Origin of the sequence: Pelagibacterium halotolerans, from assembly GCF_044811015.1 — a bacterium.
GTDB lineage: Bacteria > Pseudomonadota > Alphaproteobacteria > Rhizobiales > Devosiaceae > Pelagibacterium > Pelagibacterium halotolerans_A.
Genome location: NZ_CP085243.1, coordinates 3,451,369 through 3,475,234 on the forward strand (window position 1 = coordinate 3,451,369; position 23,866 = coordinate 3,475,234).

The window sequence follows — 23,866 nt, forward strand, 5'->3', positions numbered from 1 at the left end:
GGAAACGGCAGAGGGGCAGCCATGCAGGACGTCATCAATGCGCTTGAGGCACGGCGGGAGCAGGCCCGGCAGGGCGGTGGGCAGCGCCGGATCGACGCACAACACGCCAAGGGCAAGCTGACCGCGCGCGAGCGGATCGACGTGCTGCTCGATCCGGGTAGCTTTGAAGAATACGACATGTTCGTCGCGCACCGGGCTACCGATTTCGGCATGGCCGAGCAGGTGATCCCCGGGGATGGGGTGGTGACCGGCTGGGGTACGATCAACGGGCGGCTCGCTTACGTCTTTTCGCAGGATTTTACCGTTTTCGGCGGGTCACTCTCGGAAACGCATGCGCAGAAGATCTGCAAGATCATGGATCTGGCGGTGCAGAACGGGGCGCCGGTGATCGGGCTCAACGATTCCGGGGGCGCGCGGATACAGGAGGGCGTGGCGTCGCTCGGGGGGTATGCCGAGGTCTTCTGGCGCAATGTGCAGGCTTCGGGCGCGGTGCCGCAGATCTCGGTGATCATGGGGCCGTGCGCGGGCGGGGCGGTCTATTCGCCGGCGATGACGGATTTCATCTATATGGTGCGGGATACGAGCTACATGTTCGTGACCGGGCCGGACGTGGTCAAGACCGTCACCAACGAGGCGGTGACGCATGAGGAACTGGGCGGGGCCTCGACGCATACGAAGATTTCCTCTGTCGCGGATGCGGCGTTTGAGAACGACATCGAGACGCTTTTGGAGGTGCGGCGGCTCTTCGATTATCTGCCGCTTTCGGCGCGGGAGAAGGCGCCAAAGGTTGAGACCAACGACCAGATCGACCGGCGCGAAGACAGCCTCGATACGCTGGTGCCCGAGAACGCCAATGTGCCCTACGACATGCGCGAGGTGATCGAGAAAATTGCCGACGAGGGGGAGTTTCTGGAGCTCCAGAAGGATCACGCGGGCAATATTCTCGTGGGGTTCATCCGGCTCGACGGGCAGACGGTGGGGGTGATCGCCAATCAGCCGCTGGTGCTGGCGGGGTGTCTCGATATTGCGGCGAGCAAGAAGGCGGCGCGGTTCATCCGGTTTTGCGACTGCTTCGATATTCCGGTTTTGACGTTTGTGGACGTGCCGGGGTTCTTGCCCGGGGTGGCGCAGGAATATGGCGGGATCATCAAGCATGGGGCTAAGCTCTTGTTCGCCTACGCAGAGGCGACGGTGCCCAAGGTGACGGTGATTACGCGCAAGGCTTATGGCGGGGCGTATGACGTTATGGCCTCAAAGCATATCCGGGCGGATGTGAACTATGCCTGGCCGAGCGCGGAAATCGCGGTGATGGGGGCCAAGGGGGCGACGGAGATTTTGTATCGCTCGGAGCTGGGCGATGCGGAGAAAATCGCGGCGCGGACGGCGGAATATGAGGCGCGGTTCGCCAATCCGTTCGTGGCGGCGGAGCGGGGGTTCATCGACGATGTGATCATGCCGCATTCGACACGGCGGCGGGTGGCGCGGGCATTCGAGACGCTGCGGCACAAGAAGGTGGATGTGCCGGTGAAGAAGCACGGGAATATTCCGTTGTGAGGGGGTATAGGTAACGTGACGTTGGATAATCCGGTTTTCGCGACCTTCGCGATCTCAGCCGCACTGATGGTTATCAAACTTATGGGCCAAGGATGGATAACGGTCTATCGGATGATGAAGATCAGGTCTGGCTTCGCCAGCCCTGAAGATGCAAAGGCTGGCCCTTTCAATCCGGACCCCAAGCCCGGCCAAACCGACTATAACGATTACGTCGACCGATCACGGCGCATGCATCGCAACGATATCGAGAATATTCCAGCCTTCCTGGCCATTGGGCTGCTGTTCGTATTCGTCGCACCACCACTTATTCTTGCACAATTGCTCATGTATGGTTTCGTTGTCGCTCGGATCCTGCACACGCTCGCTTACGCCACCGCGCAATCGCATGAAGTGCGATCTGTGCCGTACACGGTGGGTTCTCTCATCGTTATCTACATGGCCGTGCACGTTCTGGTGGTGGCCATTGCCACTCATGGACCGCTATAGCGCGAGGCTGCACGCATGTTCCCCAAAATCCTCATAGCCAATCGCGGTGAAATCGCCTGCCGGATCATCAAGACCGCGCGGAAAATGGGCGTCGAGACTGTGGCGGTCTTCTCGGATGCCGATAAGGATGCGTTGCACGTCAAGATGGCCGATGAGGCCGTGCATATCGGGGCGGCGCCGGCGGGGCAGTCTTATCTCGATATCGATAAAATCGTCGCCGCGTGCCGGGAGACCGGCGCGGTGGCGGTGCATCCGGGGTATGGGTTTTTGTCGGAAAATGCCGCGTTTGCCGAACGGCTGCGGCAGGAGGGGATTTATTTTATCGGGCCACCGGTCAAGGCCATCGAGGCGATGGGGGATAAGATTACCTCCAAGACAATCGCCGCCGAGGCCGGGGTTTCGACCGTTCCGGGGCATATGGAGGTGATCGCCGATGCCGCCGAGGCGGTGAAGATCGCCAAGAAGATCGGGTATCCCGTGATGATCAAGGCGTCCGCCGGGGGCGGGGGCAAGGGGATGCGGGTGGCGCGGTCCGACAAAGAGGTCAAGGAGGGCTTCGAGCGGGCGAAATCGGAGGCCGCGTCGTCGTTTGGGGACGACCGGATCTTCATCGAGAAGTTTATCGAGGAGCCGCGGCATATCGAAATTCAAGTGCTGGCTGACGGGCAGGGGAACTGCATTTCGTTGGGCGAACGCGAGTGTTCGATCCAGCGGCGCAATCAGAAGGTGATCGAGGAGGCGCCATCGCCGTTTCTTGACGCCGAGACGCGCGCGAAGATGGGCGAACAGGCCGTCGCGCTGGCCAAGGCGGTCAATTATGTGAGCGCGGGGACGGTGGAGTTCATCGTCGACAAGGAGAAGAATTTCTACTTTCTCGAGATGAACACGCGGCTGCAGGTGGAGCATCCGGTGACCGAGCTGGTGACAGGGATCGACCTTGTCGAGGAGATGCTCAAGATCGCCGACGGGCAGGCGCTTTCGATCAAGCAGGAAGAGGTGACGCTCAATGGCTGGGCCGTTGAGGCGCGGATTTATGCGGAGGATCCCTATCGGAATTTCCTGCCCTCGACGGGGCGGTTGAGGCGCTATCGGCCGCCGACCGAGGAGGCGTCGGCGCAGCTTGTGGTGCGCAACGATACCGGGGTTTTCGAGGGGGCGGAGATTTCGCCGTACTACGATCCGATGATCGCCAAGCTTATCACCTGGGCGCCGTCGCGGCTTGAGGCGATTGACGGACTGGCGGTGTCGCTCGACCAGTTCGATATCGACGGGGTAGGGAACAACGTTCCGTTCCTCGCCACCGTGATGCAGCAGGAGCGGTTCCGGGACGGGCACCTTACGACGAACTACATTGCCGAGGAATTTCCCGAGGGCTTTACGGGCGCGCGGCTCGATGAGGATACGATGCTGACCATGGCGGCGTTGGCGTGCCGGGCGGCGTTTCAGCTTGAAACGCGCGGGTTCGCAGATCCCGGCGCGATGACGCAGCAGCATATGACAACGGAACGGTCGGTGCTGATCGGGGATCGGCGGTGGGACTTTTCGATCCCTAAATCCGATGAATCCTTCGTGCTGATGACGAGCGACGGACAGCCGCTTCTGATCGAGGACGGGTGGCAGCCGGGCGCGTCGGTGGCGGCGACGGAGATCGACGGGAAGACACTTTACGTGCGAATGGATAGGATCACATCGGGGTTCCGGATGCGGTATCGGGGGGCGGATTTGACCGCCAAGGTGGTGCTGCCGCATGTGGCCGATCTGATGCGGCACATGCCGAAAAAATCGCCGCCGGATATGAGCAAGTTTTTGCTGTGTCCGATGCCGGGGCAGGTGATCCGGCTCGATGTGGCCGAGGGCGATATCGTCGAGGACGGGCAGCCGCTCGCGATTGTCGAGGCGATGAAGATGGAGAACGTCCTGCGCGCCGAGCGGCGGGCGAAGGTGGCGAAGGTCAATGCGGTCGCTGGGGATGTGCTCGCGGTCGATGCGGTGATCATGGAGTTCGAGGCGGTGTGATGGCCGACGACCCCCGCAATATCTGGCGCAAGCTGGCCGAGCAGGAGCTTAACGGCAAGGGTGTCGATGCGCTTTCGCGGGACTATGGGGGGCTACCTGTCGAGCCGGTTTATTTCGGGGATGACCCGGCGCAGGCGATCCCGGGCGTGGAGCCGTTTACGCGGGGGATCCGGGCGACGATGTATGCCAACCGGCCCTGGACGATCCGGCAGTATGCGGGGTTTTCGACCGCCGAGGAGAGCAACCGGTTCTATCGGCAGGCGCTCGAGCGGGGACAGAAGGGGCTTTCGGTGGCGTTCGATCTGGCGACGCATCGGGGGTACGATTCGGATCATCCGCGGGTGGTGGGCGACGTCGGGAAAGCCGGGGTGGCCATCGACAGCGTCGAGGACATGAAGATCCTTTTTGACGGTATTCCGCTCGATGAGATGAGCGTTTCGATGACGATGAACGGGGCGGTGCTGCCCGTGCTTGCGATGTTCATCGTTGCGGCGGAAGAACAGGGTGTGGCCGAGGCGCAGCTTTCGGGGACCATTCAGAACGATATTCTCAAAGAGTTCATGGTCCGCAACACCTACATCTATCCGCCGGAACCCTCGATGCGGATTGTGGGCGATATTATCGCGCATACGGCGGAATACATGCCGAAATTCAACTCGATATCGATTTCGGGCTACCATATGCACGAGGCCGGTGCGACGGCGGTGCAGGAGCTGGCCTATACGCTGGCGGACGGGATGGAATACGTCCGGGCGGCGGTTGGACGCGGGCTCGATATCGACGCATTCGCGCCGCGGCTCTCGTTCTTTTTCGGGATCGGGATGAACTTCTTCGTCGAGGTGGCGAAGCTGCGCGCTGCGCGGACGCTCTGGGCGAAGATCATGACGGATCTGGGCGCGAAGGATCCGCGTTCGAAGATGTTGCGGACGCATTGCCAGACGTCCGGCGTATCGTTGACCGAGCAGGACCCTTACAACAATGTCGTGCGCACGGCGTATGAGGCGCTGGCGGCGGTGCTCGGGGGGACGCAATCGCTGCATACCAATTCGTTCGACGAGGCAATTGCGCTGCCGACCGAGACATCCTCGCGGATCGCGCGGAACACGCAGCTCATCCTGCAGCATGAGACGAAGGTGACTGACGTGGTCGATCCGCTGGGCGGGTCGTATTATGTGGAGGCGCTGACAGACGAGCTGGTTGCTCAGGCACAGGCGCTCATTGCCGAGGTCGAGGCTGCGGGCGGGATGACCCAAGCGGTGCAATCAGGGGCACCCAAGCTCAGGATCGAGGAGGCGGCGGCGATCCGGCAGGCGAAGGTTGACCGGGGCGAGGAAGTGATCGTTGGGGTCAACCGGTATCGGCTCGAAGCTGAGGATCCAATCGAGACACTCGATATCGACAATGCCAGGGTGCGGGCGGCGCAGATTGCGCGACTCAAGCACGTCAAGGAGAGCCGGGACGAGACAGCTTGCCAGTCGGCGCTGGCGGCGCTCAAGGAATATGCGGCAATGAACGAGGGGAACCTGCTTTATGCCGCCATCGACGCGGCGCGAAAGCGGGCGACGTTGGGGGAGATTTCGCAGGCACTCGAGGACGTTTATGGGCGGTACGATGCGGTAACGCGGGTGCTTTCGGGGGTTTATGCGGAGGCTTATAAGGGCGACCCGCAATTTGCCGAGGCCAGGCGGCGGGTCGATGCGTTCAAGGGACTGCACACCCGCGCGCCGGCGATTTATATCGCGAAGATGGGGCAGGATGGGCACGACCGGGGCGCCAAGGTGATCGCCACGGCGTTCGCCGATATGGGGTTTACGGTGCATATGGGTGCGCTGTTCGAGACGCCACCGGAAGTTGCGGCACATGCGGACGATTTCAATGTGGATGCGGTCGGTGTGTCCTCGCTGGCGGCGGGGCATAAGACGCTGGTGCCTGAATTGATGCGCGCGCTTTCGGACCGCGATTTGGAGGACGTCACGGTGTTCGTGGGCGGGGTCGTTCCCAGCGCGGATTATGACTTCCTGCGGGAGGTGGGTGTGAGCGATATCTTCGGGCCGGGGACGAATGTGCTCGACGCGGCTTTCGCGGTTATCGACCGGATCGAAGGGAAGCTCTCGAACCGATGATCGGCTGGCTTAACCATATTGCGATTGCCGTCCCGGACCTTGCTGCCGCTACAGCGAAATATCGTGACCTGCTGGGAGCGATGGTGTCCGAGCCGCAGGCATTGCCGGAGCATGGGGTGACAGTGGTTTTCGTCGATACGGGCAACAGCAAGGTGGAACTGCTCGAACCGCTGGGAGCGGATTCTCCGATTGCCAGATTCCTCGATAACAACCCCGAGGGGGGAATGCATCACATTTGCTTCGAGGTTGCGGATATCCATGCGGCGGCGCGGAGGCTCGTTTCGGCGGGCGCGCGGATTCTGGGGGACGGGCTACCCAAGATCGGCGCGCATGGCCGGCCGGTGCTGTTTTTGCATCCCAAGGATTTCAACGGTACGCTGATCGAGCTTGAGGAAGTTACCGAGGCTTAGAGCCCGATTTAAAAGTCGGCGGCTGAGGGTCGGCGACTTATAAATCAGGCTCTTAGAGTATTCTCTAATCGGGCTCTTGCCGCAGAAAAACGTGCGCCCCCTGACGGCGGGCTTATTTTGGGCTTGACCCGGTGATGTTAAAGCGCGGATGTGGACCCTGCGCGGGGCGCTCGTGCAAGGAAATGGGGTTTTGGGCGGCGAGGGAAGAGCGGAGCCGGTATTGGTTCACGAAGTCGAGAGCGATCGGACAGTTGTGAGCGCCGGCCGCGCGCCGTGGCAGGCGATCCAATCTGTGCTGCTCGTGACGGACGCCTGGCATCCTCAGGTCAACGGCGTGGTGCGCTCGCTCGAACGGCTGCGCGAGGACCTGTGGGCCCGCGGGCTGACGGTCAATGTGCTGTCGCCGGAGGGGTTCTGGACGGTGCCGATGCCGAGCTACGGCGAAATCCGGCTGTGCCTCGTCAATCCCCGGAATGTCCGCAAGACGATCAGGGCGCTGAAGCCCGATACGATCCATATTGCCACCGAAGGGCCGCTCGGCGCGCACGTCCGCCGGTTCTGCATCAAGAACGGGCTACCGTTTTCGACCTGCTATCATACGCAGTTTCCCGAATATATCCGGGCACGGCTGCCGGTGCCGCTGGGGTGGTCCTATGGCTATATGCGCTGGTTCCATGAGGCCGCCGACGTGTGTCTCGTGCCGACCCGGACGATGGCCGACCGGCTGGCGGCGCGGGGGATCGCCAATACGGTGATCTGGTCGCGCGGGGTGGATGCGCAGCTTTTCAATCCCGACAAGAGAACCGATCTGGGGCTCAAGGGACCGGTGTTCCTTTATGTCGGGCGTGTCGCGGTGGAAAAGAGCGTTGAGGATTTCCTTGCGCTCGATTTGCCGGGCACCAAGGTCGTGGTGGGAGACGGGCCTTCGCGCAGCCGGCTCGAACGGGACTATCCCGGCGCCGTTTTCACAGGGCATCTTCAGGGGACCGAGCTGGCGACCTATTTTGCGTCGGCGGACGTTTTCGTCTTCCCCAGCCGGACCGACACGTTCGGGCTGGTATTGCTCGAGGCGCTGGCATCGGGGACGCCTGTGGCGGCTTATCCCGTGCCGGGGCCGCTGGACGTGGTCGGGGATTCGGGGCTCGGGGTGCTCGATACCGATCTGCGCCGGGCGGCGCTCGACGCGCTCGCGATAGACCGCGATGCGTGCCGTGACTATGCAAGCGGGTTTTCGTGGGAGGAAAGTTCGGCACAATTCCTGGCCCAGATGCCGGTCATAGACTGGCGCCTTGCGGGCGCGCAGGACCAAGAGGCAAAATTGCTAACCGGGCGTTAACGTGCCGCCCGTATCATTGCCTCTATGAGCAGTGTGGGCGGTTACTACAAGAAGATGAACTGGTTTCCCAAGCCGTCTGCGTGGGACCAGATGGAAGCTGCCCGTCTCAAGCGTAAAGAGATGATCGCCGATTTTCAGGCGCAATCCCAGGCGCTCATGTCCGGGTTTCAGGCCGCTGCCAATATCCAGATCCAGGGGATCGGCGAGTTGGCGGCGCAGGGCGCGCAAACGCGCCTGCAGGCCGAAGTCGATGCGCGGCGGAAGGAGCTTGAAAAGCAGTACGCCAAGTTCGACGGGCTTTTTTAGGGCTGAGTGGGCGAACTGGCCCCATCTGACTCCAAGATGGCAATTACCGTTTGGAGGAACGGATGGTTGGCTGGCGGTGCTTCTTGAAATGGCAAGGACGACCGATCGAGCCAAGCATCTGGCGTTTCCGGTCAAGCCATAGAGCCCGCCCTAATGCCCCACATGCGAGAACAGGTTGAGGACCAATACCCCAGCAATGATCAGCGTCATGCCGATGATCGCGGGTGGGTCGAGGGTCTGGCCGTATAGCGCCCAGCCGGCGAGCGCGATCAGGACGACGCCGAGGCCGGACCAGATGGCGTAGGCTATGCCGACGGGCAGGGTTTTCAGCGTCAGGGAGAGAAAGAAGAAGGCGCCGGCATAGCCGATCGCGACAACGAGGCTCGGTAGTGGTCGGGTGAAGCCTTCAGCAGCTTTGAGCGCCGTGGTGCCGATGACCTCGCACACGATGGCGATAAGCAGGTAAAGATAAATCATGGCCGCTCCCCACCAGGGAAATAAGCCCTCGCCAGCATCTTGAACGCCTCGCCGCGCTCCTCGAAATTGGTGAACTGGTTATAGCTCGGGGCGCCGGGGGAGAGGATGACGGCGTCGAACAGGGTGCCAGTGCCCGCGAGCATCTGGACGGCGCTTTCGAGCGAACGGCATTCGGCGACGGGGATGTGCGGAGCGGCAGCGCGGACGGCTTTGGCGAGCCGAGTGCCTGTGACGGGCAGGCAGCACAGCATGACGACGCCAGCATCTGCCAGCAGACCGGCAAGCTCGGTGTAGTCCTGCTGGCGCTCGTGACCACCGGCGATCAGGGCGATGCGCTTGCCCTTGTAGGCGGCGAGGGCGGCCTTCGTGGCTTCGGGGGTGGTCGAGATGGAATCATCGATGAACACGAGGTTACCGAGGGTGAGTTCTTCGAGCCGGTGGGGCAGAGGCTTGAAGGCGGCGATGCCGGCGAGAATACCTCGCCGGGTCGCGCCGGCTGCCAGCGCGATCATGGCGGCAAGGCGGGCGTTTTCGTGATTGTGCGCGCCTTTAAGGCGGGAGGTCGCGGCGGCGTTTTCGATCTCGGTTTCGAAATCCGCGGAGAGCGGGGAGACCGGTTCGCTGCCTTTGGCGATGGCCGTGCTCACCGGCGCGGCTGCTGCGGCCTGTTTGCCGAGCGCGATTTTTGCCGGGCTGCGGGCGAAGAGATTGAGCTTGTCGGCGTAGTAGCGCTCGACGCTTCCGTGCCAGTCGACGTGTTCAGGATAAAGGTTGGTGAGCGCGGCGATATCGGGGGCGAAGGCGATATCGGCGGTCTGGTAGGAGGAGAGCTCGAAGACGATCACTTTCGCCTTGTCGGCGGCGTCGAGCGGAGGAATGCCAACATTGCCCGCGAGGATGGCATCGACGCCCGAATGGATCAGCATCAGATGGACGAGCGTCGCGGTGGTCGATTTGCCCTTGGTGCCGGTGATAGCGACGACCGTGCGGTCTTCGCGGAAATGGGTGGCCCAGAGGTTGAGGTTGGAGGTGATCGGTATGCCGGCGGCGCGGACGGTGTCGAAGAAGGGCTTGTAGAGCGAGACGCCGGGGCTTTTGACGATCAGACCGAAACGCGTCACGTCTCGGGCTTCACGGGGCGAGATGAAGGTGGCGCCGGGGAGTTCTGCGACGCCATCATCGGTGGTGACGAAAAGGTCCAGCGCCGGGTAGCGCTTTTTGAGGAAAGCTGCGGTGGAGCGCGCTTCCCGGCCAGCGCCGTAGATGAGGACAGGGCCGTTAATGCGCATGAGGGGCGACCTTGTCGAAGATGTGAGCCGGAATGAGGTGTTCGGTGCTGTCGGTCATGGCTTCGGCGTAGGCCGATATGAGGCGGTCCGGGCCGTAGAAGGCCTCGAGGTCGGGCTTGAGTGTTTTGACGACTGACGTTTCGCGCCAGTCGGGGTGGACGGCGATAGCCCAGAGGCAGGCGGCGGCCTCGAGGATTTCACCAACGCATTCCCAGGGTTTGTGGCCGGAAAGGCCGGTCAGTTCGCGGTAGGCGGGAATGTTGTCGGGATTATCCAGGACGTTTTGGCCAAAGATCGTCTCGAGGCGGGTGCGGTTCATCTGCGGGGCGAAGATGAGGAAGACGAAATGACATTTGGGGCATGCACCGCACCAGAGCGGACCGTCATGGCCGGAGAGGCGGAAATTGCGGTTGCAACTTGAGAAGACGTCGTCGAAGCGGGTGGTGCGGGCGAAAAGCTGCGCGATGCGGGCTTCGGAATATGGGCGCAGAAGCGAGTAGTAATCGAGTGCGCCGCCGGTCACGCTTGCGAGCATCGTCTTGATGCGACCCTCGAAGGCGAGGGATTTGGAATACTGATGGTTCGCCTCGCGGCCATCGAAGACGACGTTGCCCTCGCTCGCGGAGCGCTCGTTGGAGAGGACGATGGCATTGTAGCCGTAGAGGATTGCGGCGAGGCTGGCGATCATGGAATTGATCGCGGTCGAGGGGACGTGGCCGTTGTAATAGCCCGGCGCGTTGCCCAGGCGGATCATTTCCGGGTCGAGCGTACGGCGGACGGCGATGAGGTCGTGTCCGGCCCGCTCGGCGGAGGTGGCGATGGGACCCTTGGGGTTGACGGCGAAGAGTGTCATGTCGGCGCCGGCGCGTTCGAGAAGGTCGACGCTGACGAGGGAATCCTTGCCGCCGCCGACGAGAACCAGGGCGCGGTCCGGGAGGTTGGGGCGTACCAAGTCGTGGGTGACGACTTCTCCGATGAAATCGAGCTTGCCGTAGCGGCTGAGCGCGTTGCGGGCGAAGAATTCACCGAGGCCGTTTTCGTAGACGTCGAGGAGGAAATCCTTCGCGCTTGGGGGGAGCGCGAGAGCGGAAATATCGATCTCGAAGGGTGCCTTGAGCTTGTAATAGCTCACGCCGAGGACGGCTGCGGTGAGTGCGAGGAGCTGAGTGAAAGCCGGGGTCGCGGACGCGCCGGTATCGAGGCCGGCATGGGGGAATTCGAGACGCTCGGCGAAGTGAAGATCGTCCAGACGATAGGAAAAGACGGCCTCGCCTGTGGCGGGATCGAAGTGTGGCGCGTCGATGGTGAAGGTTTCGGTCACGTCAGGCCCTAACAAATACGCATTTGCAGACGCAGGGCGATTTCGTCGCCGATACGCTGGTAGCCGAATTCGCGCATGGTGCAAGTCCATATCGAACCGACCTTTTCGATCTCGAAGAGATTGTATCGTCCTGGCGCGCCATGATCTTCCGGTGGTGCGGAGGCCGAGGCGACACCGACGACGGGCACCTCGCCTGCCGGGGCCGGAATCGCGCCAACCGAAGATATGTGGGTGTGGCCGTGCAAAATCAATTCGGCGCCATGCCTGGCGATGGCGGAGCGGAACGCGGGAGCATCCCATAAGCCCTTGCGCTTCTGCCGACCAAGAGCCTCGCTGGGCGGGTGATGGATCATGACGACGCGGAAGAAGTTCGCTTCGCCCAAAAGCTCCAGAAGCCGCGACAAACGCCCGATCTGACCGTGGCCGACCTGGCCGGCGGCGATCAGGGGAGGCGTGGTTATGGCACTCGACACGCCGATCAGGGCGACGTTGCCAATGCGGCGGACATAAGGGAATGGGCTTTCGTCCAGCCGTTCGCCGGACATATAGCGATTATAACGTTTGAGCGCCGTATCGAGGGCGCCCTTGACGTAGGCATCGTGATTACCGGGGATGGCACAGACGCAATCCGGGCTGCCGAGCGCGGCGAGCCAGTTGGCAGCGCGGTCGATTTCGTCATCGAGCGCGAGGTTTACGAGGTCGCCGGTCACTGCGATGATATCGGGTGCCTGGTTCTTCATGTGCCCAACGAGTGCCGAGAGCGTATCGCGGCGCATGTGTTTGCCGCGTCTGAGTTTCCAGTTGAGGTAGCCGGTGATCCGCTTGGACATCAACTCGCGCGGATGCACCCTGGGCAGGGGCGACAGATGGACGTCGGAAATATGGGCGAGCGTGATCATGGGGCCAGCTAGCGCCTGTGGACATGGGCCGGATTATGACCCACGCGAAGGGTTTTGCGTGAATCGTCCACTGTCTTCAGCTTTCCCTTTGCGAAGGGGCGCCTATGGGCGGCCGGGAAACCCTCGACATTGAACGATTTATGCAAAATCAACCCCTATCCATGAGCGTTACTGGCCCGGGCAGTAATGCCACTTTGCTTATGGCAAGAAAATGGTTTAGCGGCCTAAGAACCTGATTTAAAGGTCGGGTTGATCTGGTGGGCCTTGTTCGCCTGTGAACAGTGGACGATCGAAGCCGATACGGCCAATATCGTCACGGATTCTCCACTGTTCATGGCCAAGATCCCTCGTCAGCCCGCAACCGCCGATATTTTAATCGGCCTCCAATTGTCCCAATTCGTGGCGGGAAGCTTAATGGGCGCCAGCCGATTTCAAAAGTTGAGATTTTCCCTGATGCTGCGGGCGGTCGGCATTGCGCGGCATTTGACGCTCGGCGTGCGGTGCGCGGTGATCGTGGGCGACAAGGTGCTCATGGTGCGGCATGGCTATGTTGCGGGGTGGCATCTGCCAGGGGGCGGGGTCGATCCGGGAGAGACGGCCGAGGCGGCGGCGCGGCGCGAGGTGCGCGAGGAAACGGGGCACACGGTGCGCGGGCCGCTGAAGCTCTTTGGGCTTTACCACAGCACGCTCTATACCAATCGCGATCACGTTGCGCTTTATGCCGGTGCGGATGCGGAGGCCGTCGAGACGTTCAGACCCAATGCGGAAATCCGGGAAATCGGGTGGTTTGCACTCGACGATCTGCCCGAAGCGACCAGCGCCGGGACCCGGCGGAGGTTGGCGGAGATCACTGGAGAGGCGGCACCGGACGGGGTTTGGTAGTAACTATTCGAGCCAGTCGAGCGCCGGACCGGTGGGGACGATCCGGTGCGGATTGATAGTGGTATGGCTCCAATAATAGTGCGTTTTGATGTGGTCCATGTGGACCGTTCCGGCGATTCCCGGCCAGTCGTAGAGCGTTTTGAGATAGGCAGAGAGCGCCGGGTAATCCGCGATGCGGCGGATGTTGCATTTGAAGTGACCGACATAGACAGCGTCGAAGCGGAAGAGGGTGGTTACGAGCCGCCAATCGGCTTCGGTGGGCGCGTCGCCCACGAGGAATTCGGACTTTTGAAGAATGGCTTCAACCCAGTCCAGCGCGTCAAAAAGGGCGGTGACAGCTTCCTCATAGGCTTCCTGCGTGGTGGCGAAGCCGGTTTTGTAAACGCCGTTGTTGATGTCGTCGTATATGCGGGCGTTGATCCTGTCGATCTCCTCGCGCTTGGCTTCTGGGTAGAAGTCGAGGGTGTTACCGGTCAGCCCGTTGAAAGCGGAGTTGAACATGCGGATGATTTCCGCGCTTTCGTTCGAGACGATGGTGCTGGTCTTTTTGTCCCAGAGCGCGGGGACGGTGACGCGGCCGGAATAGTTGGGCATGGCCTTGGTGTAGACCTGCCAGAGATAGTCGGCACCAAAGAGCGGGTCCGTGTCCGAGCCCAATTCTCCGGTGAAGGCCCAGCCAGTTTCATCGGGCATTTTGGGGGAGACGACGGAAACGGTGATGTGGTCTTCGAGGCCTTTGAGGGCGCGGAAGATCAGGGTGCGGTGGGCCCAGGGGCAGGCGTAGGAAACATAGAGATGATAGCGCCCGCTTTCGGCGGCAAAGCCGCCGTCGCCCGTGGGGCCGGGCGATCCGTCGGCGGTGATCCAGTTGCGGAAGGCGGATTCCGAGCGCTTGAATTTACCGCCAGTCGATTTGGTGTCGTACCACTGCGTTGACCATTTGCCGTCGATCAGACGTCCCATCTGCGCTTTCCTTCACCTTGTGCCATTCCGTCTTATTTAGGCGGATTGTTCGAAAAGATTAGCCCCATTGCGGTGAACGCCCTGTTTCTTTTGCAGTGATCCCGCATTTTTCGTGGACGCTCCCGCGCGCTGATGGTATTTGCGAAATTTCAATATGGAGCTCGCTCGAAATGTACGCCTTTGCGCAGGATATCCGACGACTTTAGTTTACCGCGCCTCTGCGCGGACCGACGTCGCCATACCTTCCTCCGCATTGGACATTTTCGATCATGACCATTTCCACGCCGCACGCCGCGGACTTCGTGGCCAAGCCCGAAGCGCTGACCATCCGGCTTGAGACCCCATTCGACGACGCCTGGATCGAGGAACTACACGAGATTTCGTTTGGCCCGGGCCGTTTTGCACGCGCAGCGTTCCGGGTACGAGAGCGGTTTGCTGTCGATCCCAGTCTGTGCTGGATCGCCGAACTCGGCGGGCAGCGCGCGGCGTCGGTACGGATGACGCCCATCAGCGTCGGGGGGATCAATGGCTACCTGCTGGGACCGCTGATGACCGATCCGGCGTTCCGCAAGCAGGGGGCGGGGCGGACGCTGGTCAAGCATGTGTGCGATCTCGCGCTTGAGCGGGACGGAGTTGAATTCGTTCTTCTGGTGGGGGATCTGGCGTATTACCGCCCGCTCGGGTTCGCTCCGACGATACCTAATGCGATCCGCTTCCCCGGTCCGGTTGATCCGGCGCGCGTCCTCGTTCATTCTGCCGATGCGGAAATGGGCGCCAAGCTTTCAGGGCCTGTTTCGCGGTTCATTTCGCGATAGGAATATATCTTGCTGGCGGATCGGGATATTGCGCGGGTGCGCGCGCGGCTCTTGTCTTCGCCCCAGCCTATGCCGGACGCAGAAGATCTCGTCGCGGACATCATTCTTCCTGATGCGTTCGACGGTCCGCCGGTGCCCGCTGCGGTTCTCATCGCACTCGTTCGGCGGGGCGACGATTTTTCCGTGCTTTATACCGAACGGTCGGCCGGCTTGCGGCGGCATTCGGGGCAGGTGGCGTTTCCCGGTGGGCGGATCGATCCCGAGGATCCTGACGCAGCCTATGCCGCGCTGCGAGAGGCCAATGAGGAAGTAGCGCTCGACCCGGCGGATGCCGACGTGCTGGGCTACATGCCGTATTTTTTCACCGGGACAAATTACTTCATTACGCCGGTCGTCGCGGTCGTGGAGCCGCGTGCGCCGTTCGTGGCTAATCCAGGCGAAGTGGAGGACGTTTTCGAGGTTCCACTCGAGAGGCTGATCGATCCCAAATCTTACGGCGTTTTTCGCGTGATGCATTTGGGGAGGGAGCGGCGAGGCTGGCAGATCGATCATGAGGGGCATAGGATTTGGGGGATTACGGCGGAGCTGACGCGCCGGTTTTGCGATCAGGTCATACTTGGCGAGGCGCCGGTATGAGGCGGGCAGAGGCCCTCGCGCGGCTGGAGAAAGCCGAATGGCTGGCGCGCGCCGCGCCGTTTTTCGCGTGCCTTGACGGGGCATCGGGCGCGACGCGCGCGGTCGGGGGAATCGTGCGCGATACGCTTTTGGGGATCGAGCGGACGCAGACCGATCTCGATCTTGCGACGACGCTTTTGCCCAACGACGTGATGGCGCGCGCGACGGCAGCGGGGTTGGGCGCACATCCGACCGGAATCGACCACGGCACGGTGACACTGGTGCATGGAGGCATGACGGCGGAAGTGACGACCCTGCGGCAGGATGTCGAGACTTATGGCCGACATGCGCGGGTGGTGTTCGGTTCCGATTGGGAGGCGGATGCCGCGCGCCGGGATTTTACGATGAACGCGCTTTACGCCGGCGGCGACGGGACGCTGTTCGATCCGCTCGGCGGGCTCGAGGATTGTCTTGCGCGGCGGGTGCGCTTTATCGGCGATCCGGCACAGCGGTTGGCGGAGGACCGCTTGCGTGTCTACCGGTACTTCCGGTTTTGTGCCAGTCATGGGGAGCAGCGGTTCGATCCCGATGCGCTGGCGGCTTGCGCCGCGGCGGCCCATGATTTGTCCAGGCTTTCGGCAGAACGGGTAGGGCAGGAGATGACGCGGCTTCTTGCGCTGCCGCGGATCGGAAACACGCTTTCGGCGATGATCGGGATCGGGCTTCTGGCCGAAGGAATGGATGTCGCCGGGGCGATGGGCGTTTTTGAACGCTATGAACACATCGATCCCGAGCCGGCACTTGCGGCGCGATTGGGGATTATTCTCAAGAATGGGCTTTCCGCGGACGATCTCAAGACGCGCTGGCGGTTGTCTTCACGTCTGATGCGGGAGGCGGAGGCGATTCTGGAGGCCGCGCGCTGCCTGCTTGCGGACAGGGTGAACGAAGTGGCCTATCGCTGGCCGGAGATAAAGCTGCACGCGGTTTATCTCGGCGCTGCGCTGGGCGGCAAACCGGATGCGTGGGTGGAACGGCATGTCGAGATTCTAACGCAGATCGATCCGCCGCCCTTTCCGCTGGATGGGCGGGATCTCAAGGCTTTGGGATATGCCCCGGGGGAGGCCCTGGGCGCAGAGCTTGCGCGGCTCAAGGGTATGTGGATCGAACGCGGATTCGTGCCGGACAGGGCGGCGCTGCTCGCACTCGCTGCGCCGCCTCAATCCAATAACAGTTAGTGCCGGGTTCCGTTGTCGCTGACGTCGACGATGCGCTCCTTGATGCGCTCGACCATATCCGGACGGATGTCGGTTTCGCCGTGCTCGGTGCGCATGCGTTCGATCACCTTGCGGACCACTTCGGCTTCGGACTCGGCCTGAAGGTGCCAGTTGGCGCCGGGGATCAACGAGCCGCCATCAAAGCGTTTCATGGTATTTCCTCCGTTCCTTTCGGTTTGGGACGCGAGTATAGCACAGAACTTCAGGTGGTGTGTGAAGGTTGCCGGGTCAAGGCCAGCGCACCTCGGGCGGCATTGAGGAGAGAATGGAGTCGACATTGCCGCCGGTCTTGAGCCCGAAGGTCGTGCCACGGTCGTAGAGAAGGTTGAACTCGACGTAGCGGCCGCGGCGGATGAGTTGCTCTTCGCGCTGGGCCTCGGTCCAGGGGGTGTTGAAGTTGCGGCGGACGAGTTCCGGGTAAACCTCGACGAAGGCGCGGCCGACGTCCTGGGTGAAGGCGAAATCGGCGTCCCAATCGCCCGAATTGTGGCGGTCGTAGAAAATGCCACCGATGCCGCGTGGTTCGTTGCGGTGGGGCAGGAAGAAGTATTCGTCACACCAGTCCTTGTAGCGTTGGTAATCGGCTACAGGATGGGGATCGCAGGCAGCTTTCATCGCATCGTGGAAGGCGCGCGAATCAGGGTCGTCCTGGGTGCGGCGGGCGTCGAGGACGGGGGTCAGATCGCCGCCGCCGCCGAACCAGCAATCGGTGGTCACCAGCATGCGGGTGTTCATGTGTGCCGCTGGAACGTTTGGATTCCACGGATGGGCGATGACCGAGACGCCGGAGGCCCAGAAGTCGGTGTCCTCGTCCGCGCCGGGAATCTGTTTGGCAAATTCGGGGGAGAAGCGGCCATAAACGGTGGAGATGTGGACGCCCATCTTTTCGAAGACGCGACCTTTGATGATGGACATTTCCCCGCCACCACCTTCGGTGCCTGTGTGGTCGGTGCGGTGCCAGGTCTCGCGCTCGAAGCGGCCAGGAGCGCGGTCCGCTTGCGGTCCGGTCAACTCAGCTTCGACGGCTTCGATGGCGGCGCAGAGATCGTCGCGCACTTTTCTGAACCAGGCGCTGGCTTTGGCTTTCTTCGCTTCGATATCGGCAGGAAGGGTCATGAAAGACTCGTAAAATAGTTGGTCTGGCGCAAGGCTTCCCCTAGCACGATGGAGGCGGAAATGGCGACGTTGAGAGAACGCATGGATTGTCGCATGGGGATGCGCAGACGCAGATCGGCGCATTCGGCGACGGGTGCGGGCACGCCAGCACTTTCGCGGCCCATCATGAGAATGTCGCCGGGGGAGAAACGGGTCTCGTAGACGGAGGTTTCGGCCTTGGTGCTCAGGAGCGCGAGGCGGCGGTTTTCGTTGCGGCGCCAGGCGTCGAAGCGCGCGAAGCTGTCGTGTTCGATAAGCTGGACGTGGTCAAGATAGTCGAGGCCGGAGCGCTTGAGCGTGGTGCGGGAGAAGGGAAAGCCGGTGGGGTGAATCACATGCACTGGCACATCAAGACACGCACCGAGGCGCAGAAGCGTGCCGGTATTGAGCGCGATATCGGGCTGATAGAGCGCAAGCGCGATTGCAGCGGCCAAAATCGTGGCTCCATTTGGTCGAAAGTTAGGTGGGTATAGTGTCGCAGATGGGGCAAGTCACGTCCCCGATGTCTGGACAAGCGGCTAAGACAGTGCAAAAAGAACCCAAAAATCCGCGCCGCCTACCGGTGGTCCGGGCCGAGTCGTGTACGCGAAAGGGCGGGCATTTCTCGGGGCCGGAAGCGGATTGAATTGTTTTGTACAGGCCTTACGGGGATCTAGCTTTGGCGACAGCGAGCGAAACAAAAGCGACACGGCGCGATTTTCTCTATATCGCAACCGGCGCTGCAGGGGCAGTGGCCCTGGGCGGCATAGCCTGGCCACTTATCCATCAACTCAATCCCGATGCGTCCGTTCTGGCGCTGGCCTCGATTCAGTACGACCTGTCTCCGGTCGAGGAGGGATCGACCGTCACCATCATGTGGCGCGGTCTGCCGGTCTTCGTGCGGCACCGCACGCCTGAGGAAATCGAGGAAGCGCGGGCGACGCCGCTTTCCGAACTCAAGGACCCTGAGCCCGATGAGGCACGCGTCAAGGAGGGTCATTCCGAATGGCTCATCATGATCGCGAACTGCACACATCTGGGCTGTGTTCCGGTCGGTGAGGCGGGCGCCTATGACGGATGGTTCTGTCCATGCCACGGGTCGGTCTACGACACTTCCGGGCGTATCCGTAGCGGCCCGGCACCTCTGAACCTGGTGGTTCCACCCTACGAGTTCATTTCCGACACTGTTGTCCAGATCGGCTAAGGGGAATCTGAGGCATGGCCAATCACGCTGGTAGTTATACGCCGGGCAACGGATTCGAGCGCTGGCTCGACGAACGTCTGCCCATCGTCAGGTTCTCCAAAGAACACCTGATGGACTTTCCAACCCCGAAGAATCTCAACTATTGGTGGACCTTCGGCGGTATTCTCGCTTTCATGCTCGTGGTGCAGATCGTCACCGGTATCATTCTGGTGATGCATTATACGCCGCATGTGGATCTGGCGTTTGCGTCGATCCAGCACATCCAGCGCGACGTTAATTACGGCCGCATCATCCAGGGGACCCACGCGGTGGGCGCCTCGATGTTCTTTGCGGCGGTCTATATCCACATCTTCCGCGGGCTTTATTACGGCTCTTACAAGTCGCCGCGTGAAGTGCTTTGGATGCTCGGCGTCATCATCTTCATTCTGATGATGGCAACTGCGTTCATGGGTTACGTGTTGCCATGGGGGCAGATGAGCCTCTGGGGCGCGACCGTGATCACCGGGATCTTCTCGGCGCTGCCGATTATCGGCGAGCCGATCCAGACGCTGCTATTAGGCGGGTTCTCGGTCGCCAATCCGACGCTCAACCGGTTCTTCTCGCTGCACTACCTCTTGCCGTTCATCATTGCGGCGGTAGTGGTGCTGCACATCTGGGCGTTGCACGTGCCGGGCAACAATAATCCCACGGGCGTTGACGTGAAGGAAAGCCGCGATACGCTGCCGTTCCATCCGTATTTCACGATGAAAGACTTGTTCGCGATCATCGTGTTCCTGATCCCGTTTGCCTGGTTCGTGTTCTTCGCACCTGATATTCTGGGGCACCCGGACAACTATATTCCGGGCAATCCGCAGGTGACCCCGGCACATATCGTGCCCGAATGGTACCTGCTGCCGTACTACGCGATGCTGCGTGCGATCGACTTCAACGTCTTGTTCATCAACTCCAAGCTCGGCGGCGTTATCGTCATGGGCGGCTCGCTGCTCATTCTGTTCGCGCTGCCATGGCTCGATGGTTCGAAAGTGCGTTCGGGTACGTTCCGGCCGCTGTTCAAGCCGTTCTATTGGCTGTTCGTGGTGAATTTCATTGCGCTCGCTTATCTCGGTGCGCAGCCGGCCGAGGGTGTGTATGTCGTCATCGCCAAATTGTGCACGGCTTACTATTTCGCTTATTTCCTGATCATCCTGCCGCTGCTCTCGCGGATCGAAACGCCGGCGCCGTTGCCGGCGAGCATTTCGGAAAGCGTTCTGGGCTCGGACAAGAAGGCTACGGCCTGATCGGGCCAGGGGAAAGATAATGACTGAGAAAAAGACACTCCTCGGCGCCCTCATCCTCACGCTGTCCCTTGCTTTCTCGACGGCCCCCGGGGCCGCGGCAGAAGGGGAAGCGGCGCATGCCGAGCAGCAGAACTGGTCATTCGCCGGCGTATTCGGCACCTATGACCAAAACCAGCTTCGGCGCGGTTTCCAGATTTTCAGCCAGAGCTGCTCAAGCTGCCATGGCCTTGAGTATATCGCCTTCCGCAATCTCTCCGAGCCCGGCGGGCCGGAATATTCGGAAGAACAGGTGCGGGCGCTCGCCGAGCAGTTCACCATTGCTGACCCGGAGGCCGAAGGTGGCGAGCGCGAGGGCATTCCTGCCGACCGGTGGCCGGATCCGTTCCCGTCCGATCAAATCGCGCGGGATGCCAATGGCGGTGCTCTGCCGCCCGACCTTTCGCTGATGGCGAAGGCGCGGTCGATCCATCTGGAATTCCCGTGGTGGATCTTCACCTATTTCACCGCGTATCAGGAAGGCGGGGCTGACTATATCTATAATCTGCTCACGAGCTATGAAGAGGCGCCCGAGGGTGTCGAAATGCAGCCGGGGCAGTATTACAACGCCTTCTTCGATGGCCATTCCATAGCCATGCCGCCACCGCTGGCGGACGGCATGATCGACTATGAGGGTGAAGGAACGCCCGAGACGGTGGATCAATATGCACGTGACATTGCTGCGTTCCTGCAGTGGACAGCCGATCCGCACATGGTGCACCGTAAGGAACTCGGATTCCGGGTTATCATCTTCCTCATCGGCTTTGCCATCCTGATGTATCTGGTCAAGCGCCGCATCTGGCGGGACGCGCATTAGGCACAGATTGCAGGAAACCTTCGAAAGGGCCCATTTACGGGCCCTTTCTTTTTGCGCCGTTTGGACTTGATTGCGGCGCCGACGTTGCCCATTGTTACACACACGCATTCGATCGCGACCGGAGGAGGTTATGTCCGCATTCAACGTTGCCCGTAACGCCTTTTTCGTCGCGTTGAGCGCCAGCCGGCATCCGATGGTGCGCAACGCGATCCGGAATGCGCCGCGCATTGCCGGGGAATTGGTGAGTGAAGACAACAAGCGTGCGGCCCTAGAGGCAACGAAACGGGCAGCGCGGAAAGCTGGCGAGCTGAGCGCGAAGGTCGTGCCGCCCAACCGGTATTTTTAAGGCGTGACAGCGCCGGTTCTCGGTATCATCGGCGGATCCGGGGTCTACGATCTGCCCGGGCTCGAGGCTCCGGAATGGCGGGTTGTGGAGAGCCCTTGGGGCGAACCGTCGGATGCCATTCTCCATGCGCAGTTCGGCGGATTGGAGTTGCGTTTTCTGCCCCGGCATGAGCGGGGGCATCGGCTATCGCCTTCGGGGATCAACTATCGCGCCAATATCGATGCACTCAAGCGTGCGGGGGTCACCGATCTCTACAGCGTTTCGGCGGTCGGTTCGTTGCGCGAGGACATGGCGCCGGGGGATTTCGTTTTCGTCGATCAGTACATTGACCGGACGTTCGCGCGGGAGACGAGCTATTTCGGTAATGGCTGCGTTGCGCATGTGGGATTTGGTCATCCGGTCTCTCCACATCTGGCAACGCATGCCCAGAAGGCAGCGGTAACGTGCGGCATTCCGCACCATATGGGCGGTACGCTGGTTGTGATGGAAGGGCCGCAGTTTTCAACGCGTGCCGAAAGCGAGGGCTATCGCGCGATGGGGGCGCATTTGATCGGCATGACGGCGTTGCCCGAAGCCAAGTTGGCGCGTGAGGCGGAATTGCCCTATGCAACCATCGCGATGGTCACCGATTACGATTGCTGGCATCCTGACCACGATCATGTGGACGTCGCAACGGTCATCGCGACACTCAAGGCCAATACAGCTAATGCCCAGGCGCTCATCGCCGAAATCGCACGCAGTTTTCCGCGCGGGGTCGTGCCCGACGCGGCGCGGGTGGCGCTCGACGGGGCGATCATGACAGCGCCAGCCAAGCGCGATCCGGTGCTTGTTGCGAAACTCGGCGCTGTGGCGGGGCGGGTTCTGGGGTAAGGACACTCGCAAGAATAACTGCAACGCCTCGCTTGGTCTTTTCGTTCCTGGCGGTGTCGCGGCCGAGCCGGAAATATCCCGATATTCCCGGCTGATCGCTCCTTGCCAGGACCAAAAATCCCGGCGCGATCCGACGCAGTTATTCTCGCTCGTGTCCTAAGTCTCTTAAAGACCTTTTCCCTTTGTCTGAATCGTGATTGGATCGCGCACGCCTAACCATTCAAAGCCCAAATTTGATAGAATCAAAATTGGGCGCTGAATTCTTGTTTTGTCGCGTTCCCGAACCGCAAAAGTGGTGCCCACTTTTGCTGGAAACGCTCCAGCCAGGCGGACCCGTTTATGCCCACCGACATCAAATCTCTCATCCGATCGATCCCCGATTACCCCAAGAAGGGGATCATATTCCGCGACATCACATCGCTTATCGAGGATTCGGATGGGTTTCGCGCGAGCATCGAACAGATTGCGATGCGGTTCCGGGGCAAGGGCATAACCAAGGTCGCGGGGATCGAGGCGCGCGGGTTCATTTTCGGTGCAGGGGTCGCCATCGCGCTTGAGGCCGGGTTCGTGCCCGTGCGCAAGGCGGGCAAGCTGCCTGGCGAGACGATCGGGCAGAACTACGCGCTCGAATATGGTGTCGATACGATCGAAATCCATGCCGATGCGGTGGGCAAGGACGATAACGTGTTGCTTATCGACGACCTGATCGCCACCGGAGGCACGGCGGTTGCTGCCGTCTCGCTGCTGCGCCGGACGGGCGCGACGGTGGAAAATGCAGGCTTCGTGATCGATTTGCCCGAAATCGGCGGGGCGGAGAAAGTGCGCGCGCTCGGTGTCGATGTCGAGGCGCTTGTTGCGTTCGAAGGGCATTAGGAGAACCCAATGCGCGGCGGAGGGGGCCGAAGCACCCTCCGTCGGCAAAAGCGGCCAGCGGTTTTCTAGAACATCGTATTGTCGTTGGCGGCTTCGGCTGGGACCGGCTGAACAGCATCCCAATGCTCGACGATTTTGCCGTCTTCGATCCTGAAAATGTCCATCGCGGCCATGCCCAGGTCGTCGGGTCCCTGGCGCAGATGTGCGTGGGTCACGACGAGATCGCCTTCGGCAATGACGCGTTTGATATCGAGATGGATGTCGGGCGCGGCTGCGGTCCAACCCTCGAAGGCGGCGATGAACGCCTCCGGGCCGTCGGCAGCCAAGGGATTGTGCTGGATGTACTCATCGCCAACATAGCAGGCGACAGCGCCAGCGGGATCTTTTTCGTTGACGGCGGTTTCGTAGAAGGCCGTGACGACGGCTTTGTTGTATTCAAGTCCAGTGAGGCCTTCGCCGACACAATCAGCGGCAAGGGCCGGCGCCGCGACCATGATCGCCGTTGCGGCGAGAATTGCGGTTCTCAGCATGATGAGTCCTGCC

26 protein-coding genes are annotated in these 23,866 nt (G+C 61.4%); 17 read left to right on the top strand and 9 right to left on the bottom strand.

Annotation, left to right across the window (positions count from 1 at the left end; genetic code table 11):
- The first annotated feature begins 21 nt into the window (after positions 1 to 21).
- From LG281_RS16615 to LG281_RS16645, 7 genes are all read left to right on the top strand, one after another.
- Positions 22 to 1,554, top strand: coding sequence for an acyl-CoA carboxylase subunit beta (locus tag LG281_RS16615; protein WP_404402668.1), 1,533 nt, complete (start codon positions 22 to 24; stop codon positions 1,552 to 1,554).
- A 15-nt stretch (positions 1,555 to 1,569) separates the two neighbouring features.
- Complete coding sequence (locus tag LG281_RS16620; RefSeq protein ID WP_404402670.1) at positions 1,570 to 2,040, top strand: MAPEG family protein; 471 nt, start codon at positions 1,570 to 1,572, stop codon at positions 2,038 to 2,040.
- Between the two features lie 15 nt (positions 2,041 to 2,055).
- A complete protein-coding gene (gene accC / locus LG281_RS16625) occupies positions 2,056 to 4,056 on the top strand; it encodes an acetyl-CoA carboxylase biotin carboxylase subunit (RefSeq protein ID WP_404402672.1) in 2,001 nt (666 codons plus the stop codon).
- A complete protein-coding gene (gene scpA, locus LG281_RS16630) occupies positions 4,056 to 6,179 on the top strand; it encodes a methylmalonyl-CoA mutase (protein ID WP_404402674.1) in 2,124 nt (707 codons plus the stop codon). The genes accC and scpA overlap by 1 nt, the downstream gene beginning before the upstream one ends.
- Positions 6,176 to 6,589 (top strand): methylmalonyl-CoA epimerase, encoded by a 414-nt coding sequence (gene mce / locus LG281_RS16635; protein ID WP_404402676.1) that lies wholly within the window; start codon positions 6,176 to 6,178, stop codon positions 6,587 to 6,589. Before scpA ends, mce begins: the two co-directional genes overlap by 4 nt.
- A 220-nt stretch (positions 6,590 to 6,809) precedes the next feature.
- On the top strand, positions 6,810 to 7,925 hold the full coding sequence (locus tag LG281_RS16640) for a glycosyltransferase family 4 protein (protein ID WP_404402678.1): 1,116 nt from the start codon (positions 6,810 to 6,812) through the stop codon (positions 7,923 to 7,925).
- 24 nt (positions 7,926 to 7,949) lie between these two features.
- On the top strand, positions 7,950 to 8,231 hold the full coding sequence (locus LG281_RS16645) for a hypothetical protein (protein WP_404402680.1): 282 nt from the start codon (positions 7,950 to 7,952) through the stop codon (positions 8,229 to 8,231).
- Between the two features lie 150 nt (positions 8,232 to 8,381).
- Here LG281_RS16645 and LG281_RS16650 read toward each other — a convergent pair whose 3' ends face one another.
- From LG281_RS16650 to LG281_RS16665, 4 genes are read right to left on the bottom strand one after another with little or no spacing between them, the layout of a single operon-like run.
- Positions 8,382 to 8,708: a DMT family transporter gene (locus LG281_RS16650; RefSeq protein ID WP_404402682.1), complete on the bottom strand. Its 327-nt coding sequence runs from the start codon at positions 8,706 to 8,708 to the stop codon at positions 8,382 to 8,384.
- A complete protein-coding gene (murD, locus tag LG281_RS16655; RefSeq protein WP_404402684.1) occupies positions 8,705 to 9,997 on the bottom strand; it encodes a UDP-N-acetylmuramoyl-L-alanine--D-glutamate ligase in 1,293 nt (430 codons plus the stop codon). Before murD ends, LG281_RS16650 begins: the two co-directional genes overlap by 4 nt.
- Positions 9,987 to 11,318 carry a hypothetical protein gene (locus tag LG281_RS16660; protein ID WP_404402686.1) on the bottom strand — a complete coding sequence of 444 codons (1,332 nt, stop codon included), beginning with the start codon at positions 11,316 to 11,318 and terminating at the stop codon, positions 9,987 to 9,989. Before LG281_RS16660 ends, murD begins: the two co-directional genes overlap by 11 nt.
- 8 nt (positions 11,319 to 11,326) lie before the next feature.
- Entirely contained in the window at positions 11,327 to 12,217 is an 891-nt protein-coding gene (locus LG281_RS16665) for a metallophosphoesterase family protein (protein WP_404402688.1), read from the bottom strand.
- Positions 12,218 to 12,466: 249 nt separating this feature from the next.
- Here LG281_RS16665 and LG281_RS16670 point away from each other — a divergent pair, with 249 nt between their 5' ends.
- Positions 12,467 to 13,099, top strand: coding sequence for an NUDIX domain-containing protein (locus LG281_RS16670; protein ID WP_404402690.1), 633 nt, complete (start codon positions 12,467 to 12,469; stop codon positions 13,097 to 13,099).
- 3 nt (positions 13,100 to 13,102) lie between these two features.
- Here the strand turns inward: LG281_RS16670 and LG281_RS16675 are convergent, their stop codons facing one another.
- Entirely contained in the window at positions 13,103 to 14,062 is a 960-nt protein-coding gene (locus tag LG281_RS16675; protein WP_404402692.1) for a glutathione S-transferase family protein, read from the bottom strand.
- 269 nt (positions 14,063 to 14,331) lie between these two features.
- On the opposite strand from LG281_RS16675, the gene LG281_RS16680 reads away from it, so the two are divergent.
- Genes LG281_RS16680 through LG281_RS16690 form a run of 3 tightly spaced genes read left to right on the top strand, consistent with a single transcriptional unit; the run spans position 14,332 to position 16,727 of the window.
- A complete protein-coding gene (locus tag LG281_RS16680; RefSeq protein ID WP_404402694.1) occupies positions 14,332 to 14,877 on the top strand; it encodes a GNAT family N-acetyltransferase in 546 nt (181 codons plus the stop codon).
- 9 nt (positions 14,878 to 14,886) lie between these two features.
- Positions 14,887 to 15,513, top strand: coding sequence for a CoA pyrophosphatase (locus LG281_RS16685; protein ID WP_404402696.1), 627 nt, complete (start codon positions 14,887 to 14,889; stop codon positions 15,511 to 15,513).
- Positions 15,510 to 16,727, top strand: coding sequence for a CCA tRNA nucleotidyltransferase (locus tag LG281_RS16690; protein ID WP_404402698.1), 1,218 nt, complete (start codon positions 15,510 to 15,512; stop codon positions 16,725 to 16,727). Before LG281_RS16685 ends, LG281_RS16690 begins: the two co-directional genes overlap by 4 nt.
- Here LG281_RS16690 and LG281_RS16695 read toward each other — a convergent pair.
- The 3 genes from LG281_RS16695 to LG281_RS16705 all read right to left on the bottom strand — a co-directional run bounded on the left by LG281_RS16695 (position 16,724) and on the right by LG281_RS16705 (position 18,355).
- Positions 16,724 to 16,918 (bottom strand): DUF1059 domain-containing protein, encoded by a 195-nt coding sequence (locus LG281_RS16695; protein ID WP_404402700.1) that lies wholly within the window; start codon positions 16,916 to 16,918, stop codon positions 16,724 to 16,726. The genes LG281_RS16690 and LG281_RS16695 overlap by 4 nt on opposite strands.
- 76 nt (positions 16,919 to 16,994) lie before the next feature.
- Entirely contained in the window at positions 16,995 to 17,882 is an 888-nt protein-coding gene (gene hemF / locus LG281_RS16700; protein WP_404402702.1) for an oxygen-dependent coproporphyrinogen oxidase, read from the bottom strand.
- Positions 17,879 to 18,355: a tRNA (cytidine(34)-2'-O)-methyltransferase gene (locus LG281_RS16705; RefSeq protein WP_404402704.1), complete on the bottom strand. Its 477-nt coding sequence runs from the start codon at positions 18,353 to 18,355 to the stop codon at positions 17,879 to 17,881. The genes hemF and LG281_RS16705 overlap by 4 nt, the downstream gene beginning before the upstream one ends.
- Positions 18,356 to 18,579: 224 nt before the next feature.
- Between LG281_RS16705 and petA the strand changes: the two genes are divergently transcribed.
- The 6 genes from petA to apt all read left to right on the top strand — a co-directional run bounded on the left by petA (position 18,580) and on the right by apt (position 23,323).
- On the top strand, positions 18,580 to 19,104 hold the full coding sequence (gene petA / locus LG281_RS16710; RefSeq protein ID WP_404402706.1) for a ubiquinol-cytochrome c reductase iron-sulfur subunit: 525 nt from the start codon (positions 18,580 to 18,582) through the stop codon (positions 19,102 to 19,104).
- A gap of 14 nt (positions 19,105 to 19,118) precedes the next feature.
- Positions 19,119 to 20,381: a cytochrome bc complex cytochrome b subunit gene (locus LG281_RS16715; RefSeq protein WP_404402708.1), complete on the top strand. Its 1,263-nt coding sequence runs from the start codon at positions 19,119 to 19,121 to the stop codon at positions 20,379 to 20,381.
- A 19-nt stretch (positions 20,382 to 20,400) separates the two neighbouring features.
- The gene (locus LG281_RS16720; RefSeq protein ID WP_404402710.1) at positions 20,401 to 21,234 is read left to right on the top strand and encodes a cytochrome c1; all 834 of its coding nucleotides are present in this window, start codon (positions 20,401 to 20,403) and stop codon (positions 21,232 to 21,234) included.
- Positions 21,235 to 21,364: 130 nt separating this feature from the next.
- Positions 21,365 to 21,580 (top strand): hypothetical protein, encoded by a 216-nt coding sequence (locus LG281_RS16725; protein WP_404402712.1) that lies wholly within the window; start codon positions 21,365 to 21,367, stop codon positions 21,578 to 21,580.
- Positions 21,581 to 21,583: 3 nt separating this feature from the next.
- Positions 21,584 to 22,450 (top strand): S-methyl-5'-thioadenosine phosphorylase, encoded by an 867-nt coding sequence (locus tag LG281_RS16730; protein WP_404402714.1) that lies wholly within the window; start codon positions 21,584 to 21,586, stop codon positions 22,448 to 22,450.
- 339 nt (positions 22,451 to 22,789) lie between these two features.
- Complete coding sequence (apt, locus tag LG281_RS16735) at positions 22,790 to 23,323, top strand: adenine phosphoribosyltransferase (RefSeq protein WP_404402716.1); 534 nt, start codon at positions 22,790 to 22,792, stop codon at positions 23,321 to 23,323.
- Between the two features lie 65 nt (positions 23,324 to 23,388).
- On the opposite strand, the gene LG281_RS16740 is transcribed toward apt, so the two are convergent.
- A complete protein-coding gene (locus tag LG281_RS16740; protein WP_404402718.1) occupies positions 23,389 to 23,853 on the bottom strand; it encodes a nuclear transport factor 2 family protein in 465 nt (154 codons plus the stop codon).
- Between the last annotated feature and the right edge of the window lie 13 nt (positions 23,854 to 23,866).